Genomic DNA, 15,851 nt, shown 5'->3' with positions numbered 1-15,851 from the left:
GACGGATTCCGGCTCGCCAGTTCATCAAATCCCGCCCACCACACCAACCGCCTTGCCGCCTGCAATGACTTGTAGTTCCGGCCGGTTCTTGCGATTACGGCAGGCCACCAGATCCGCATCGGCGGCCAGCATCAGGTCTTCAATTGTATCGGCTTCGCTGCGCAATTGGGCCAGCCCCCATTCCAGCGAAAAATTGATCACGCGGGCATCTGGCAAGGTCACCATCTGTGCCGGTTTGCGATTCACCAGCCGGTTGGCCACCACATGCGCGCCAGGCAGGTCGATATCCATCAGCACCAGCGCCACTTCGCTGGGCGAAAAGCGCCCGACGATATCAAAGTCGCGCACATTGGTGCGGCACAGCGTCGCCAGTTGCCGCAACACCATGTCACGCGCCAGCGGGCCGTACCCCTGTTCGAGCTGCTCCAGTTTCTCTACACAGACCAACAACACGCAGATCGAGGAGTGCGTGCGCTGGGCGCGGTTGATCGAGGCTCCGGCGTCTGCCAGAAACCGATCACGCGAACTCAGGCCGGTTTGAACATCCAGCCCCGCACGGCGCGCCTGCTTGACGATGAAGGTCTTGTGGCGTGTGCGCTCGAAATACCAGGCAATCAGCGCCAGCACTGCGACCACCCAGCCCGATGCGGCGAGAAACCAGACGAATGAAACCGGTACGTTTGGCATGGGTTGCTTTCCCAATATCCAATATGAATAACTCTACCCAGTGTAGCCTTCGCGCGGCCATACGCCAGTGCCGCCAGCCTGCTAGAATGCCGCCCATGTCGAAAATTCTGCTTGTACGCCTGTCTTCCATGGGCGACATCATCAACGCCATGCCGGCAGTGACCGACATGGCACAGGCCATGCCTGGCCTGAAACTGGACTGGGTAGTGGAAGAAAGCTTCCAGACCCTGCCGCGTTTGCATCCTGCGGTAGACCGCATTATTCCGGTGGCACTGCGCCGCTGGCGCAAGTCCCCCCTCTCTGGCCGGAGCTGGCGAGAGTTCAGTGCAGCACGCCAGGCGCTGGGTGAAACCCCGTATGACTTGATCCTGGACGTCCAGGGCCTCGTCAAGAGCGTGTTCTTTGCCCGTATGGCCCACGGCCCCATTGCCGGGCCAGACCGCCACAGCGCGCGTGAAGGGCTGGCGGCATTGGCCTACCAGAAAAGTTACCCCATCGTCTGGCACCAGCACGCCATCAACCGCGTGCGCAAACTGGCAGCACAAGCCTTTGACTACCCATTGCCGGTCAATATTGATTATGGTCTGGCGCGGCCGGACATCACCCTGTCATGGCTGCCAGTACGGCCCTATGTGGTCCTGCTGACGGCCACCAGTCGTCCGGAAAAAGAATGGCCGGAGGAACGCTGGGTGCGTCTGGGTCAGCGTTTTGCCGATCTGGGCCTCGCGTGTGTACTGCCTTGGGGCAACGCGCAGGAACAAGCCCGGGCGGAGCGGATTGCCAAGGCGATACCGGACGCCCTGGTTGCCCCGAAAATGCCGCTGGATGCCGCCGCCACCCTGCTGGCAGATGCCCGGGTGGTGATTGGTGTCGATACCGGCCTCGCCCATCTGGCGGCCGCCATGGCGACGCCGGTGGTCGCCATCTTCCTGGCCTCCGACCCGCTAGAGAACGGTGTGCTGGCTTCCACTTATGCGGTGAATGTTGGCCACAATGGCGCTTCACCCGAGGTGGATGAAGTCTGGCAGGCGGCCATGGCGGGCCGTCGGGCATGATCCGCGCGCTTTACTCGGTCTTGCTGTGGCTGCTCACGCCACTGGTCATGCTCTATTTGTGGCGCCGTTCGCTCAAGCAGCCGGATTACCGCAAACACTGGAATGAACGCTGGGGGTTTTATGGCCAGCGTGCCCGCAGCCGCACGATCTGGTTGCATGCGGTCTCAGTTGGTGAAGTGCGTGCGGCGGCCCCGCTGATCAAGGCACTCAAGGATGCCTGGCCGGCGCACCGTATTGTCCTGACCTGCATGACCCCTACCGGGCGCGCAACGGCAGAAGAGTTGCTGGGGGACTCGGTCACCATTGCCTATCTACCCTATGACTATGCCGGCGCAACCCGCCGCTTTATCCGTCAATTCAAGCCCGTATTTGGCCTGCTGATGGAAACCGAAATCTGGCCAAATCTGGTGGCCGTTTGCCGCGCCCGCGGCGTGCCGCTGTTTCTGGTCAACGCCCGCCTCTCTGCCAAATCCGCCGCGGGTTATCAGCGCTGGCGCTGGCTGGCCAGCCCCGCCTTTGCCGGGCTGACCGGTACCTTTGCCCAGAGCGCGGCGGATGCCGAACGCATCGTGGCGTTGGGCGGTCAGCACGTACAAGTCACAGGCAACGTCAAATTCGACTTTGATCCGGCCCCGGCCAAAGTGGTGCAAGGCCAGGACTGGCGTAACGCACTGGGCCCGCGCCCGGTGCTGCTGTTTGCATCCAGCCGGGAAGGCGAAGAAACCCTGCTGCTGGATGCGCTGGCGCAGACCCCTCTACCCGCCCATACCCTGCTGGTGATCGTGCCGCGCCACCCTCAACGCTTTGATGAGGTCGCGGCGCTGATCGGCAGCCGGGGTTTACGTTGTCTGCGCCGCAGTGAATGGAACGGCCAGGATATCGGTGAGGCCGACGTCTTGCTGGGCGACAGCATGGGTGAATTGACCGCCTGGTACGCGCTGGCCGACGTCGCCATCATCGGCGGCTCTTTGTTGCCTTTTGGCAGCCAGAACATGATTGAAGCCTGCGCGGTGGGAACACCCGTCGTCATCGGGCCGTCCACTTTCAATTTTGCCGAAACCGCGCGCATGGCGGTCGAAGCCGGCGCGGCGCTGCAAGGCCAGGACATGCCCACCGTTCTGGCGCTGGCAACCCGCCTGTTGCTGGACACAAACGACCGGCAAGCCGCTGCAGAGGCCGGTCTGCACTTTGCCAGCCTTCACCGGGGCGCCACCCAGCGCGTACTGAGTGCACTGGCCACCAAGCTGGCGCATGCCGCGCCGACGGGTAGCGTGCCACCCACCGCCTGAGCGGCGTACAATAGTCGTATTCAATATACAACTTATGGTGAATGCGCATGCTCAACCGCTTTTCTGACCGGCACGCCAGCTTTGACGACCCGGTGTCCATGCTACTGGCGTGCCATGAACGCGTCCGTCACTACCTGGCCTTGTTGCAAAAACTAGCCTCCCATCATGCCAGCCACGGCAGCGATGCCGCCGCGCAAGATGCCGCACGCGCAGTCCTGCGGTATTTTGATATTGCCGCACCACTGCATCACCAGGATGAAGACGACAACCTGTTCCCGCTGCTGCACCAACGCGGGGACCTGAGTCTGAAAACCGGGATTGACGCCCTGGCTGGCGAACACCCGCTATTGCACGCGCAGTGGGCAGCCATGCGCCTGCCATTGCAGACCATTGCTGCAGGTGGCGTAGCCGAGCTGAACGCGGCAGAGGTGGAGGGTTTTGTGGCGCTCTACCTGCACCATGCCGCGCGGGAAGAAAATGCGGTGTATCCGCACGCCGCAACGTTACTCAGTGCGGCAGAACTGGAAGACATGGGCCGGCAGATGGCCGCCCGGCGCGGGGTCAGCGCCGGCACGCCCTGATGAACATCAGCCCTGCCCGGTCGGCGCAAATTGCCAGGGATGCAACGTCAGGAATTCAGCGGCAAGACCGGATGCCCCATCCCAGAAAATCTGCGCGCCCAGACACAGCAAAATGAACGCAGACAAGCGCAGGAACACCACTGTACCGGTGGAGCCGATCAGTTTGAGCATGCGATCGCCATAGCGGTAACACACATAAATGATGGCAGACAGCGCGGCCACCCCCAGCGTGCTGCCCAGCGGCACCGCCACCCGATGCGCATCCTGCCCATGAATACCCACGCCCAGCGTGATGGCCACCGTGATCGAGCCTGGTCCCACGGTAAACGGGAACGCCAGCGGGTAAAACGCCCGTTGCTGCAGTTCTGCAGCGCGCCGCGCGTGATCTGCCGCGCTGCCGATGGGTTCACTGGCGCCGCCGGTATTTTCCGGGCTGTTCAAGAGTTTCCAGCCGGCAGAGGCCACCAGCAAACCGCCACAGACCCGCACAATGGGGATCGACACCCCAAAAAAGTCGAGCACATAGGTGCCGATAAACATACTGAACAACAACAGTGCAAAACTGAAGAACGCCACCCGCCGCGCCAGGATGGCCCGTTCTTCCGAACTGTAATTGTTGGTCAGGGACAAGAAGATCGGGGTCGCGCCCAAGGGGTTCAGAATGGGGATCAAACCCGCAATCACCACGATGATCTTGCTAAGAAACAGGGAAAGGAACTCTTGCATGACGTATGCGTACTGCGCCTGAGATGGATGCCCGGATTGTAGTGGAGCCGCGGCGGTTCTGCGTGCCTGCGCCGGCCCGATGGCGTGGGAAAACGTCATGTTTGGCAAGCTTTGCCAAAAAATACCTGTGCGCCACTCTTGCAGCCATGTGCCATTGACACCAATTGCAAAGCGAAAGCCGCACACAGCGGCTACAATGATCGGGCAGCCACCCCTTGAGGTGGCTCAAACTTTTCTGGACCCAGGAGTATTTTGAAATGGCCATCACCGTCAACGGCGTAGAAATTACCGACGCCATGATCCAGGCAGAACTGCCGCACCACGACGACGCACCGCACGCGGTTGATGGCGCTGTGCAGGAACTGATTCTGCGCGAACTCTTGCTGCAAGCGGCCAAGGCCAAGGGCCTGGATGCTTCCAACCCGGAAGAAGCCATCGGCACGCTGCTGCAAAACGAAGTCAAATCGGACGACGCCACCGAAGAAGAATGCAAAGCCTTCTACGCTGAAAACCCGCAAGCGTTTGTGCGCGGCGAACAAGCCGAAGCCAGCCACATTCTGTTCACCGCTGAAAACCCGACCGAAGCCGCCCTGGTGCGCGCCAAGGCCGAAGGTATCCTGAACGAACTCAAAGCGCAGCCGTTCAAGTTTGAAGCACTGGCCCGTGAACACTCGGCCTGCCCGTCCGGCAAGCAAGGCGGCGCGCTGGGTCAGTTTGGCCGTGGCCAGATGGTGCCGGAATTCGACCAGGCCGTATTCAGCATGGGCGAAAACGAATTGCTGCCGCAACTGGTGGAAACCCAGTTTGGTCTGCACATCATCCGTACCGGCAAGAAAACCAGCGGCGACACTGTGTCTTATGACGAAGTGAAAGACCGTCTGGGCGAGTTCCTGACCGAGACCAAGTCTCGCCGTGCCATGCACGAGTACCTGCAATCGCTGGTGCAAGCCGCTGACATTCAGGGCTACGAACTCAAGCCTGCTGCCTGATCACCCGCTGATCTCGCGCCCAAAAACGCCGCGCCTTCGGGTTGCGGCGTTTTTCTTTTTTCACAGCCTGCCCGCCAGCCACAGTGCGGGGCGGCCTGCAATACCCACAACGGTTGCCTTTTTCCGCTGTGGCCGCGCGCGTATCATGGGTCTATTCAAACGACATGACCCGACCCGCGCATGCTCTCTGTAGACCAGGCACTGACTCAGCTGTTATCGCTGGCCCGCCCGCTGACCGACACCCACACCTTGCCCCTTGCCGCCGCACATGGGCACTACCTGGCTGCAGATGTGGTCTCGCCCATTGCCGTGCCGGGGTTCGATAACAGCGCCATGGATGGCTACGCACTGAACGTGGCCGACTTTGCCGCTCCGCCCGCCGCCTTTACGCTGACCCAGCGCATTGCGGCCGGTGAAACCGGTGCGGCGCTGAATGTGGGGGAAGCTGCACGCATCTTCACGGGCGCCCCCATCCCGCCGGGCACCAACGCCGTAGCCATGCAGGAAGATTGCATCGTGAACGAGGACAAGGTCAGCGTGAGCGGCAAGCTCGCTGACGGCCAGAACATCCGCCGCAGTGGTGACGATATCCGCCAGCACAGCGTGGCGGTGGCGCAGGGTACCCGGCTGGGTGCCGCGCAACTGGGCTTGCTGGCCTCGATCGGGATTGCTACGGCCACGGTAACGCGCCCGTTGCGGGTGGCGCTGCTGAGTACTGGCAGCGAGCTGGTCGAGCCCGGCCAGCCACTGGGCGCCGGGCAAATCTATAACAGCAACCGCTACCTGCTGGCCGCCATGCTGCGCGAAGCCGGTTGCGAGGTGACCGATGCCGGCATTGTGGCAGACCACCTGGATGCCACCCAGGCCGCCCTGCAAACCGCCGCCAACCACAACGACATTGTGATCACCACGGGCGGTGTATCGGTTGGCGAAGAAGATCATGTCAAAGCCGCCGTGGCAGCACTCGGCACGCTAAACCTGTGGAAAATGGCCATCAAACCCGGCAAACCTTTTGCCCAGGGCCGCCTCCTGCGGGCGGATGGCACAGAGGCCGACTTCATTGGCCTGCCGGGCAACCCGGTCTCCAGCTTTGTCACCTTCTTTGTACTGGTGCGGCCATTCCTGGCGCGCCGTCAGGGCAAAACCGACGCCCAATTACCACCGCAAATTCTGATTCCGGCCGGATTCAAACGCAGCGCCGGCACGCGCCGCGAGTTCCTGCGCGTGCGCATTGTGGATGGGCAGTTGCAGCCCTTTGGCAACCAGGGCTCTGGCGTGCTGACCTCCGTTGCCGCCTCCGACGGCCTGGCCATCGTGCCGGAAAACCAGGCCGTCGATGTGGGCGACAAGCTGGTGTTCTTGCCCTACGAACTACGGGGATAAACTGCATGAAACAACTTGAACTGAGATATTTTGCCCGCCTGCGGGACGCGCTGGGGCTGGAAGGTGAACACGTCAACGTGCCGGCGGAAGTCCACACCGTGCGAGATCTGATCGCCTGGTTACGCCAGCGCGGCGGCGAGTGGGATGCCCAGTTCAGCGGCGCCCGCCCGTTCCGTGCGGCCATCAACCAGGACCTGGTGCCGCTGGATGAGCCCATTCCGGATGACGCCGAAGTGGCGTTGTTCCCCCCTGTCACTGGTGGCTAAGACCAAGAGGCACCCCATGAGCCAGCCACAAATCCATATCCGCGTGGGCGAAGCCGACTTTGACCTTGCCACCGAATACCTGGCCGCGCAGGCGGTACCGGGTTCTGGCGCCCTTGTTGCCTTTGCCGGTCTGGTGCGGGACTGGCACGGCGGCAAAGCCATGCGGCTGGAACACTACCCCGGCATGACCGAAAAAGCCCTGGCGCGCATTGCGGACCAGGCCTGCCAGCGCTGGTCATTGAACGCGGTACGCATCATCCACCGTGTGGGCACACTGCAACCGGGCGAGCAAATTGTGCTGGTGATCACCGCCAGCGCACACCGGCTTGCAGCGTACGATGCAAATGCATTTATCATGGACTATCTGAAAACCGAGGCCCCTTTCTGGAAACAGGAAGTCAGTGAACAAGGGGCCCACTGGGTTGACGCGCGCGCCAGCGACGACGCGGCCCGCCAACGTTGGGAGCAAACAGGTGACGATTGATGCGGTGATCCTTGCCGGTGGAGAAGGCCGGCGAATGGGCGGACAAGACAAAGGCCTGGTGGTGCTGAACGGCAACGCGCTGGTCTCCTGGGTGGCCGAAGCATTAAGCCGCCAAACCCGCCCCATCGGGCAGATCATGGTCTCTGCCAACCGCAACCTGGCCGACTACGCACGCTTTGGTTTCCCGGTACTGCATGACGTCTACACCGGGTTTTCCGGGCCGCTGGCCGGCATCCATGCCGCCATGCTCGCCTCGCCCGCCAACACGTTGTTGGTGGTCCCCTGCGACGTACCGGAATTGCCGCCCAACCTGCTGCGTGATCTGGCCACCGCGCTGGATGACCATCCCCATGCCCAGGTCGCTGCCGTCAAAACCACCGACGGCCAGACGCACCCGGCAATCTGCCTGCTGCGCCGCAGTGTGCTGACCTCGCTGGTCGATCACATTGAACACAAGCAATTCAAACTGGGCGACTGGCTCAACACGCTCTCGCCGGTGTGGGTCAGTTTTGATGCGCCGTTTGCCAACCTTAACTCGCCGGAAGAACTGGCCGCCGCTGCGGCCCGCCTGGGTGATGGCAACCCGCCTCAGCCCAGCGCCAACGGCGGCCTGACGCATTTTGATGCCAGCGGCCAGGCGCACATGGTTGGTGTCGGTGCCAAAGATGAAACTCACCGCATTGCCCGTGCCAGTGGCCACATCAGCATGCAACCAGCGACCCTGGCGCTGATTGCCGGTGGCACCCACAAAAAAGGGGACGTGCTGGGCATTGCCCGTATTGCCGGCATCATGGCCGCCAAGAAAACGCCCGATCTGATACCGCTGTGCCACGCCATCGCCCTCACCCGCGTGACGGTGGATTTCAGCATCGACCACGCCACCAGCCGCGTGCACTGCGAAGCCAGTGCCGAAACTGTCGGCCGCACCGGCGTGGAAATCGAAGCCCTCACCGCTGTGCAGATTGCCCTGCTCACCATTTACGACATGTGCAAAGCGGTCGATAGAGGAATGGTGATTGGGGACGTGAAATTGCTGGAGAAAAAAGGCGGCAAGTCCGGGCATTGGATGGCGGAGTAAGCCGACCCGACCTCGTAGCCCGGATGAAGCCGCAGGCGAGAATCCGGGGTGACGATCCTGGCAAAGAGAGGGTGATCCTGGTCAGACCGGCAACCCCGGATTCCCGACCCCGATGGGCCTTCATTCGGGCCACGCAGCGGCTTCGACCATGTGCTTCCGCCCCCCACACCACACCGTAGCCCGGATGAAGCCGCAGGCGGGAATCCGGGGTAGCGATCCTGGCAAAGAGAGGGTGATCCTGGTCAGGCTGGCAACCCCGGATTCTCGCTTCGCTTCATCCGGGCTACGGGTGGCTGCGCTCAAGGCGGATGGCATATTTACTTTGGGTAGCAACACCGGATTCCCGACCCCGATGGGCCTTCATTCGGGCCACGCAGCGGCTCCGACCATGTGCTTCCGACCCCCACACCCCGTAGCCCGGATGAAGCCGCAGGCGAGAATCCGGGGTGGCGATCCTGGCAAAGAGAGGGTGATCCTGGTCAGGCCGGCGACCCCGGATTCTCGCTTCGCTTCATCCGGGCTACGGGTGGCTGCGCTCAAGGCGGATGGCATATTTACTTTGGGTAAGGCGCGGATGGCATGGTCAAATGCGGGCTGTGTTTGCGCCAGGTCAAACTTCAAATCGGAATGATCCGATGGGGCATGGCGGGTTCGCCGGGCAGTATGGCGGCGTCGCGTTCAATAGCGCGACCGGGCATGGAAACCCGGTATACAGGCCAATCGCCGCAATCACACATGTTGTGGTTTTTTTGCGTCCATTGGTTCGCTTGGCATGCCTGTATCTATGGCGGGCCGGGCGGGGAGACCGCAAGGTCTGCCGGGTCCTGTAGCCGGTTTTCCAACCCCGTTCGGTTCCGCCACCTCGCTTGGAAACGGGGGAGCGGAAGTTAGTACCGCTACTACAGGAACTGTCCCCATGCATGCTCCTCAAGGCACACCCGCGCCACCCAGGCGCAGGTTCTTTTGCAGCCCCTCGTTTTTCTATCTCCGGCAGGTCTACGCTAATCGTTTCAGTGCACCCCGCCTTGCCTTCTCTTTGAGTGGAGGCCACGGATGCTGACCCAATCTGACGAGCTTGAAGGGTTTACCCGCGCCAAAGTGCTGCTCAATTTGCTGTTGGCACAGGCCAGCGCACAGGGTCAGACCGGTATGGTCAGCCACTTGCTGGAACTGCACAGTTTTTTCGTCGCCACAGATTTCATGGTGTTGCAGTACTACCGGCATTTGCTGCATGTCGCGCAGGCGGTGGATCTGCTGCTTGAGCACCTGGACAGCGCGCCAGACCAACACTTGTCTTGTGAGGCCATCAAGCGCCTGCTAGCGCCCTTTTTCCAGCACATGGATGAGTTTGAAGCCGGATTGGGCCTGCCAAGTTAATCAAGTTCATCAAGCCATTCCAGCCTGCGGGGATTTCCCGGATGGTCATGCCAGAACATGACCATTTTTTTATGCCTGCTGCGCAAACAGACCAACGCACTCAACCAGTACTTTGGTGCAAACCCAGCGCCGTAGCCCGGATGAAGCCGCGACCGGGGTCAAACCTCCAGGGTGGCCCGGGATTTTTTGTGGCGTATTGGTTGTTGGTTGTTAGTTATTGGTCGCCAGGCAGATGTTGTTCAAAGGCGTAGCTGGCACGGGATCGGGTGAAACCCAGCCGCTCGTAATAGCCATGCGCTTCTGGCCGGTGCACACCAGAGCGCAGGCGCAAGCGGGGAAAACCGTTGCACTGCGCCCAGTCTTTGGCGGCATGGATCAACGCCGTGCCCGCGCCACGGCCCTGCCAGTCTGCCCGCACGGCCAGCTCCATGATTTCTGCATAACCAGCGGTAGACAGATTGCGTACGCCCGCAATGTGACATACCCCAATCACCCCCGCGTCTGCCCATTGCGCAACCCATATCTCCGCCTGCGTTTGCTGCAATTGGGTACGCACGATCCGCGACGCCGGGCAGACCATCATCAAGGAAGTGCCTGTCTATGTGGATCAAAACGCTGATGCTGCCTGCATCGTTAATGTTGGCTTTGTCCGGGTGTGGAACCGTGCAAACCGTGGTGAGCTTTCCGGATCCGCCGGACCTGCTGATGCGGCCGCCAGTGCAATTGTCCTCTCAGACATTGCAACACAGCACAGCGTCGAGGCCAGCCAGTGCCGGGAAACCGAGCAGCAACTGACCGGCCTGCAAGACTGGATCCGCAAACAGCAGGCCGTCCATGCAGAAGCCCAATAGCCTGCGCAAACGCCTGATTGAGGCGTTTCCCGATTACGACCGCAACCCCGACAAACTGCTGGTGTTTGCCGATGCCGGCCGCGTGGTCGCCACCGGCACACCCGCCCGCTCGTTTGAGCTGCGCTACACGCTCAACCTGATCCTGACCGACTTCACCGACGACCCGAACGCCGCAATGCTGGCCGTGGTGGATTGGGTGGCCACCAACCAACCCGAGCTGCTGGCCAATCCCGATCAGCGCAAGGATGCGATCCAGTTCGAGGCCGACATCATCAGCAACGACACGGTCGACGTGTCGATCAAGTTGCCGGTGACTGAAAGCGTTCTGGCCCGCCAGGTTGACGGAAATTGGACGACAGCAGATCTCCCAGAACCACCGCCCGTAGAAACCGGCTGGGAACTTGTGCTCGGGAAGCCGCGCAGTGGCTGACGAACTCGACCAGCTCGTGCCGTGGGCTGCAGACCTACTGGCGAAGATGCAGCCCGTAGCGCGTCGCCAGCTCACGCGGCAGATCGCCATGCAACTGCGCAAAAGCCAGGTGCAACGCATTGCGGAGCAACAGAACCCGGACGGCTCACCCTACACCCCACGCAATGCCACCCTCCGCAAGAAAAAGGGGAGGATTCGCAGAAGCATGTTTCAGAAGCTGCGCAACGCCCGCCACCTGAAAGCGGACAGTGACGCCAACGAGGCACGCGTCGGCTTTACCGGGCGTGATGCCATGATCGCCAGCCAGCACCAAGAAGGCATGCCGAAATACAGATTACCGAGCCGGCATGTTTTAGGTTTTTCCCGAGAGGAACAGCAGTGGATTGAAGGGGTCATTCTGGATTTTCTGGCTGCTCGATAGGCTCTTCCTCTGGCGGCTCATCATCGCCAAAGTCCTGATAGTGAACCGCCAGAAGTTCGGCATGATTACCTTGTCGCTGGCCTGAACCAGTCCAGTTTTGATGCCGGTCGCGGACAAAGCGCTGGCGGCATAGTCGTAACTGATCACGGCACCGTCGGGGTACACGGTCAGTTCAACGTTGGCATCGTTAGACGGCGCGGGGATGTCATCGGAAAACAAGCCCAGCAGCACCAGCCCGGCTCCGGTTTCGCCACTGGCAGACAGTACTGCGCATTGCTCGCCAACCGTCGGGGGTGACCATTTACGTGTTTTGCCGGCGCGGAGCGTGAACCACTGCAACCAGTCGGTGACGAGGCCGCCGGTTTGTACGCGGCAAACTGGCGGCTTGGCTTTGAGATCCACGTCGGCGATCAGACCGGTGCGGAACAGGCTCTCGAGGCGACGATTGGTTTCTGGTGAGTTGGGCATCCAGAGAGGTTGCCCAAGAAAACAAACTCTTTGTTGCGCCGCATGTTGTGCCGTCCGTTGGCACAAGCTATAACTGCCGGTGAATACGCTGACCTGAATGCAATGACGCGCGGCTTGCCGGCATACCTGCGGAATCCGCTGCACCAGAAATGGAGCCGGATCCGGAAGTCGGCGGCAACGACTGCCTTGCGCGATGCAAACCTGTTTGTGCGCGGTTTCATGGCGCGTGTCCCGGAGCTGACCGGGGCCCTGCCGCTTGAACTGAACGACGATGACATCGGCGTCTTTGCACGCAAGGCAGCGGACGAGTGCGCGCAGATCCTGTCGCTGGCCGGATCCGGCGCGGCTGTGCCGGTACTGGTTGGCACCCAATGGATCAAACGCCCCCGCTTTGCCCTGGAAGCACTGGCTAAAGCGGCGAGCCACGGCGTACTCCCCGAGCTGGCAGGCATCAGGGCCAAGAACCTGCCGGCATGGTTTGAGACGACACAAAAGCGCCTTGCCGATGTGAAGTGGTGGCGCGGCCGTCTCAAGCGGCTGATTACCCGCGCCGTAGAACAACATCTGGTGCGCCTCGGCTGCGTCAATGACCGTGGTGCGCCCTACGTCAGCAACGGCACGTTGAAACGCCTCGCCCACCGCGACCAGAAAACCGCCATCGCGCTCGAACTGGCCGAGGCCACGAACGAGAAAGGCCAGACCTACACGCTGGCCGAGCTGAGCCGCCGTACCGTGGCCAACCCGGAGATCCGGCGTACCGAGCTGATGGTCCGGATCCGTGGCACGGAAGAAGTCATGCAGGAGCTGGGCATGGTTGGCTATTTCGTCACCATCACCGCCCCTAGTAAATACCACGCCAGTTCACCAAAGTACGGCAAGCCGTATACCTGCGCCGCAGATGCACTGGGAGACGACGACGCTGTCGACCTCGGGCCAAATGCCGAGCCGCGTTTCGTGCGCAAGCAGTACAGCCCACGCGATACCCAGACCTACCTGTGCACGCTCTGGAAGCAGGCGCGCGCCCTGTTCAAGAAGAAAGCCAACAGCATCCAGATCACCGGTGTGCGCGTGGCCGAGCCGCATCACGACGGCACGCCGCACTGGCACATGCTGATCTGGGTCGCCCCACACCAGGCCGACCGCATGCTGGCCATCCTGCAGGGCAAGGCGTTCGAGGTGGATGGCGAAGAGAAAGGCGCTGCAAAGCACCGCTTTACCGTCGAAAAGATCGACCCGCGCAAGGGCAGTGCCGTGGGCTATGTGGCCAAGTATCTGGCCAAGAACATCGACGGCGCTTTTGTCGACGTGGATCACGACACCGGCCTGTCTGGCGCCACAGCCGCGCAGCGCGCCGTGAAGTGGGCGAGCTGCCACCGTATCCGCCAGTTCCAGATGTTCGGTGTTCCGCCGGTCACTGTCTGGCGTGAGCTGCGCAAGGCTGACTTGCTGGCCGAAGACAACCGCGACGAGCTGGTGCTGCACAACCTGCACGCCGCTGCTGACCGCGCTGATTGGGCGGCATACACCCGCTTCTACGACGGCCTGCTGGGTGGTTATCGCGTGGGCTTCGAGCCACTGCGTGAAGCAGACAAGAGCACCGGTGAGCTGATCGAGCCAATCAACAAATACGGCGAAACCACTTTCGTCCGCAACGCCGTGGCGCTGTTCAGCCCAGCCAACGAGGTGATCGAGCGCATCCAGACCCGCATGCACGAGTGGTCAGTGGAATGGCGCCGTGATGGCGAAGCCAAGCGTCTGCAAGAGCTGGCCAGCACCGTTGTTTTTGAAGTTCCAGGTTTTGAATTTGAGCGCAGCGGCGCAGCCGCGAGCACTTGGACTCGTGTGAATAACTGTAACCAGTCGCCAGAAATTGTAGAGCTGGAACGCAAGATCGGTGAAGAAACAGCCGACTGGAACACCCATTTACCCACCGCCTTGCATGCCGGCGAGTGGGACAAGTCAGGCCGCTGGCACCCGCGGCCGCCAAAACCCCAGGCAGATATCGACTTTATGTACGCCGACGCGCCCGACGTGGCCCCGGCACGGCCGACGCACGCCTGAAAACCGCACAAAAGAGGAAAAAACCCATGAGCCGTGAAATTGATCAAGCCAGTGAACTAGAAACCCGCCTCCGCGACCACGCGCTGGCCAATATTCGCGCCGGCGCCAAACGCGAAACCCCGATGCCCTCCGGTATCTGCCCCTGGTGCGAAGAACAGGCACCCGCCGGCGCCACGTTCTGCGGAACCGAATGCGCCCAGGACTGGCAAGAGCACAACCGCCGCCACCAGACCGCCGCCCGGATCCAGGGCAACGCATGAAACCATTCGCCACTGAACGTGACGAGCACCTGCACATGGCCGCCGTTTACCACACGGCGGCCGATGCAAGCCCACATGTGCTCTGGCGCAACCAATTGCGCCAATGGGCAATGAAATACGAAGGGCTGGCCAACCCACCGCGCCAGCCGGAACAAATTGACTTGTTTGGGTGAGGTATATGCAGCCACTCAGCGTAGAAGAAGCCGCCGCCTTCGTCCGCCTGCCTGTGAGCACGTTCAGGCGGATAGCAAAAGAACAAGACGTACCCCGCGCCAAGATTGGCAAAAGAGTGATCTACCTCGACGGTGATCTGGTCGCGATGATTCAGAAAATGCAAAATGCCCCTGCGACAGCAGGAGGGGCCAAGGAGAAACCCTCATGTCAATCAAACAACGTGGTGAGATTTGGTGGTGCGATATCGCGCGGCCAGATGGAACGCGACTTAGAAGGAGCCTTAAAACCTCGGACAAGCTCGAGGCGCAGGAACTCCACGACCGGTTGAGATCTGAAATGTGGCGCGAAGCCCGCCTGGGGCAAAAACCCAAGCGTAGCTTTGACGAAGCCGCTCTACGCTGGATCCAGGAGATGGAGCACAAGCGCAGCCTCGACGATGACCGCAGCCGCATCAAGTGGATCCGCCCTCACCTCAAGGGCTACACCCTCGACCAAATTAATAATACGGTCGTGCGGGATATCCTCGAGAAAATGCAGCCTCGCGGGAAGCCGATGTCTGGTGCCACCCGCAATCGCTATATCGCGCTGGTTCGTTCGATCATTCGCAAGGCGCACCGCGAATGGGAATGGCTGGATGCGGCGCCGGCGTTCCGCCTTTACCGGGAAACAACGCGCCGGATCCGTTGGCTTACCCCGGCGGAAGCCAAGCAGTTGATCAAGGAACTGCCCGCGCATTGGAAAGTGATCGTGCAGTTTGCGCTGGCAACCGGCCTGCGGAAAAACAATATCCTGCAACTGCGCTGGAGCCAGATCGACATGGCCCGCCGCGTAGCATGGGTACACCCGGATGAAGCGAAGGCCGGGCGCGGAATCGGTGTACCGCTCAACCAGACTGCAGTTAACGCGATTCAGGCATGCATGGGCGCGCACGACGAGTTCGTGTTCACTTTCGAGGGAAAGCCGATGCGTATCGATAGCAATTCGGCTTGGCGGTCTGCCCTGCTACGTGCGGGCATCAAGGACTTTCGTTTTCACGATCTGCGCCATACGTGGGCGTCCTGGCATATCCAGAACGGCACCGGATTGGCTGAACTGCAAGAGATGGGAGGGTGGGAATCGGCTGAGATGGTACGGCGCTATGCGCACCTGGCGCCGGATCACATGCACAGCCACGCAAGCAAACTCGACGATCTGCTCGGCACAAACAACGGCACGTTTACGGCACAAAATGAAAAAGGACTTACACGAAAAATCGCATAAGTCCTTGAATT

21 protein-coding genes are annotated in these 15,851 nt (G+C 61.3%); 17 read left to right on the top strand and 4 right to left on the bottom strand.

The genetic code is table 11. The features are described from left to right. Positions 1-24 precede the first annotated feature (24 nt). Positions 25-687 (bottom strand): GGDEF domain-containing protein, encoded by a 663-nt coding sequence (locus tag HNQ50_RS13860; protein WP_184101728.1) that lies wholly within the window; start codon positions 685-687, stop codon positions 25-27. 95 nt (positions 688-782) lie between these two features. On the opposite strand from HNQ50_RS13860, the gene waaC reads away from it, so the two are divergent. From waaC to HNQ50_RS13845, 3 genes are read left to right on the top strand one after another with little or no spacing between them, the layout of a single operon-like run. Further along, on the top strand, positions 783-1,742 hold the full coding sequence (waaC, locus tag HNQ50_RS13855; protein ID WP_184101718.1) for a lipopolysaccharide heptosyltransferase I: 960 nt from the start codon (positions 783-785) through the stop codon (positions 1,740-1,742). Then, the gene (waaA, locus tag HNQ50_RS13850; protein WP_184101716.1) at positions 1,739-3,031 is read left to right on the top strand and encodes a lipid IV(A) 3-deoxy-D-manno-octulosonic acid transferase; all 1,293 of its coding nucleotides are present in this window, start codon (positions 1,739-1,741) and stop codon (positions 3,029-3,031) included. The genes waaC and waaA overlap by 4 nt, the downstream gene beginning before the upstream one ends. A gap of 47 nt (positions 3,032-3,078) precedes the next feature. Beyond that, on the top strand, positions 3,079-3,612 hold the full coding sequence (locus HNQ50_RS13845) for a hemerythrin domain-containing protein (RefSeq protein ID WP_184101714.1): 534 nt from the start codon (positions 3,079-3,081) through the stop codon (positions 3,610-3,612). A gap of 6 nt (positions 3,613-3,618) precedes the next feature. On the opposite strand, the gene HNQ50_RS13840 is transcribed toward HNQ50_RS13845, so the two are convergent. Further along, a complete protein-coding gene (locus tag HNQ50_RS13840) occupies positions 3,619-4,338 on the bottom strand; it encodes a MarC family protein (RefSeq protein ID WP_184101705.1) in 720 nt (239 codons plus the stop codon). Positions 4,339-4,595: 257 nt separating this feature from the next. On the opposite strand from HNQ50_RS13840, the gene HNQ50_RS13835 reads away from it, so the two are divergent. The 6 genes from HNQ50_RS13835 to HNQ50_RS13810 all read left to right on the top strand — a co-directional run bounded on the left by HNQ50_RS13835 (position 4,596) and on the right by HNQ50_RS13810 (position 9,915). Further along, positions 4,596-5,327, top strand: coding sequence for a peptidylprolyl isomerase (locus tag HNQ50_RS13835; protein ID WP_184101703.1), 732 nt, complete (start codon positions 4,596-4,598; stop codon positions 5,325-5,327). A gap of 180 nt (positions 5,328-5,507) precedes the next feature. Further along, positions 5,508-6,710 (top strand): molybdopterin molybdotransferase MoeA, encoded by a 1,203-nt coding sequence (locus tag HNQ50_RS13830; RefSeq protein ID WP_184101701.1) that lies wholly within the window; start codon positions 5,508-5,510, stop codon positions 6,708-6,710. A 5-nt stretch (positions 6,711-6,715) separates the two neighbouring features. Continuing rightward, entirely contained in the window at positions 6,716-6,976 is a 261-nt protein-coding gene (gene moaD / locus HNQ50_RS13825) for a molybdopterin converting factor subunit 1 (protein WP_184101699.1), read from the top strand. Between the two features lie 16 nt (positions 6,977-6,992). Further along, positions 6,993-7,460 carry a molybdenum cofactor biosynthesis protein MoaE gene (locus tag HNQ50_RS13820; protein WP_221303179.1) on the top strand — a complete coding sequence of 156 codons (468 nt, stop codon included), beginning with the start codon at positions 6,993-6,995 and terminating at the stop codon, positions 7,458-7,460. Next, positions 7,450-8,538 (top strand): cyclic pyranopterin monophosphate synthase MoaC, encoded by a 1,089-nt coding sequence (gene moaC / locus HNQ50_RS22595; protein ID WP_221303178.1) that lies wholly within the window; start codon positions 7,450-7,452, stop codon positions 8,536-8,538. Before HNQ50_RS13820 ends, moaC begins: the two co-directional genes overlap by 11 nt. 1,053 nt (positions 8,539-9,591) lie before the next feature. After that, on the top strand, positions 9,592-9,915 hold the full coding sequence (locus tag HNQ50_RS13810; RefSeq protein WP_184101697.1) for a hypothetical protein: 324 nt from the start codon (positions 9,592-9,594) through the stop codon (positions 9,913-9,915). Between the two features lie 214 nt (positions 9,916-10,129). On the opposite strand, the gene HNQ50_RS13805 is transcribed toward HNQ50_RS13810, so the two are convergent. After that, positions 10,130-10,471, bottom strand: a complete 342-nt coding sequence (locus HNQ50_RS13805) for a GNAT family N-acetyltransferase (protein WP_184101695.1) — start codon at positions 10,469-10,471, stop codon at positions 10,130-10,132. A 46-nt stretch (positions 10,472-10,517) separates the two neighbouring features. Between HNQ50_RS13805 and HNQ50_RS13800 the strand changes: the two genes are divergently transcribed. From HNQ50_RS13800 to HNQ50_RS13790, 3 genes are read left to right on the top strand one after another with little or no spacing between them, the layout of a single operon-like run. Then, positions 10,518-10,766, top strand: a complete 249-nt coding sequence (locus HNQ50_RS13800; RefSeq protein WP_184101693.1) for a hypothetical protein — start codon at positions 10,518-10,520, stop codon at positions 10,764-10,766. Further along, a complete protein-coding gene (locus tag HNQ50_RS13795; protein WP_184101691.1) occupies positions 10,750-11,196 on the top strand; it encodes a phage tail protein in 447 nt (148 codons plus the stop codon). The genes HNQ50_RS13800 and HNQ50_RS13795 overlap by 17 nt, the downstream gene beginning before the upstream one ends. Beyond that, positions 11,189-11,617 carry a phage virion morphogenesis protein gene (locus HNQ50_RS13790; protein ID WP_221303177.1) on the top strand — a complete coding sequence of 143 codons (429 nt, stop codon included), beginning with the start codon at positions 11,189-11,191 and terminating at the stop codon, positions 11,615-11,617. Before HNQ50_RS13795 ends, HNQ50_RS13790 begins: the two co-directional genes overlap by 8 nt. Here HNQ50_RS13790 and HNQ50_RS13785 read toward each other — a convergent pair. Next, positions 11,549-12,085: a phage baseplate assembly protein V gene (locus HNQ50_RS13785; RefSeq protein WP_184101689.1), complete on the bottom strand. Its 537-nt coding sequence runs from the start codon at positions 12,083-12,085 to the stop codon at positions 11,549-11,551. The two genes, HNQ50_RS13790 and HNQ50_RS13785, sit on opposite strands and share 69 nt — an antisense overlap. 102 nt (positions 12,086-12,187) lie before the next feature. Here HNQ50_RS13785 and HNQ50_RS13780 point away from each other — a divergent pair, with 102 nt between their 5' ends. From HNQ50_RS13780 to HNQ50_RS13765, 5 genes are read left to right on the top strand one after another with little or no spacing between them, the layout of a single operon-like run. Beyond that, positions 12,188-14,146 carry a replication endonuclease gene (locus HNQ50_RS13780; protein WP_184101687.1) on the top strand — a complete coding sequence of 653 codons (1,959 nt, stop codon included), beginning with the start codon at positions 12,188-12,190 and terminating at the stop codon, positions 14,144-14,146. Between the two features lie 26 nt (positions 14,147-14,172). Then, positions 14,173-14,406, top strand: coding sequence for a hypothetical protein (locus HNQ50_RS13775; protein WP_184101686.1), 234 nt, complete (start codon positions 14,173-14,175; stop codon positions 14,404-14,406). Further along, positions 14,403-14,579 carry a hypothetical protein gene (locus HNQ50_RS13770; protein ID WP_184101685.1) on the top strand — a complete coding sequence of 59 codons (177 nt, stop codon included), beginning with the start codon at positions 14,403-14,405 and terminating at the stop codon, positions 14,577-14,579. The genes HNQ50_RS13775 and HNQ50_RS13770 overlap by 4 nt, the downstream gene beginning before the upstream one ends. A gap of 5 nt (positions 14,580-14,584) precedes the next feature. Further along, positions 14,585-14,908: a helix-turn-helix domain-containing protein gene (locus tag HNQ50_RS22550; RefSeq protein WP_373282235.1), complete on the top strand. Its 324-nt coding sequence runs from the start codon at positions 14,585-14,587 to the stop codon at positions 14,906-14,908. Continuing rightward, positions 14,791-15,840, top strand: coding sequence for a tyrosine-type recombinase/integrase (locus HNQ50_RS13765; RefSeq protein ID WP_373282236.1), 1,050 nt, complete (start codon positions 14,791-14,793; stop codon positions 15,838-15,840). Before HNQ50_RS22550 ends, HNQ50_RS13765 begins: the two co-directional genes overlap by 118 nt. Positions 15,841-15,851: the final 11 nt, after the last annotated feature.

Origin of the sequence: Silvimonas terrae, from assembly GCF_014202765.1 — a bacterium.
Classification (GTDB): Bacteria; Pseudomonadota; Gammaproteobacteria; order Burkholderiales; family Chitinibacteraceae; genus Silvimonas; species Silvimonas terrae.
The sequence above is the reverse complement of the archived record's forward strand: the minus strand, read 5'-3'. Positions and strand labels throughout refer to the sequence as shown.